Source organism: Streptomyces sp. SID12501 (assembly GCF_010550245.1).
GTDB lineage: Bacteria > Actinomycetota > Actinomycetes > Streptomycetales > Streptomycetaceae > Streptomyces.
In genome coordinates this window covers 1-516 of record NZ_JAAGLU010000420.1, presented here as the reverse complement: position 1 = coordinate 516, position 516 = coordinate 1, and the positions used below count along the sequence as shown (strand labels likewise).

Annotated in this window: 1 protein-coding gene; it reads left to right on the top strand. The window is 70.7% G+C overall.

Translation table 11 applies throughout. The features are described 5' to 3' along the window. Positions 1-96: 96 nt before the first annotated feature. On the top strand, positions 97-516 hold a 420-nt coding region (locus G3I71_RS46550), incomplete at its 3' end, for a malate:quinone oxidoreductase (RefSeq protein WP_203733101.1).

The window sequence follows — 516 nt, the reverse complement described above, 5'->3', positions numbered from 1 at the left end:
CACGTCACACGGGTGGCGTGTGACCAAGGTCCCACGAGACAAACATCACATGACTGGCCCGTGGATCTGTCTCGACGTCGACCTAGCATCGCGACCGTGGCACCCGTTCGCAGCAGCACGGCCGACGTCGACGCCCTCCTCGTGGGAGGGGGCGTCATGAGCGCGACCCTCGCGTCGCTCCTCACGACGCTCGAGCCCACGTGGTGCGTCGAGATCCACGAGCGCCTGGACGCCCCGGCGCTCGAGAGCTCCAACCCGTGGAACAACGCGGGCACCGGGCACGCCGCGCTCTGCGAGCTGAACTACACGCCCGAGCGGCCCGACGGCTCGGTCGACATCAGCAAGGCCGTGCGGATCAACGAGCAGTACGAGCTCTCGCGCGAGCTGTGGCACCACCTCGCCGCCGCGGGCCGCCTGCCCGGCGCCGAGCGCGCGGTCACGACCACGCCGCACATGTCGTTCGTCCGCGGCGCCAAGGACGTCGAGCACCTGCGCAAGCGGTGGGAGGCGCTGCGC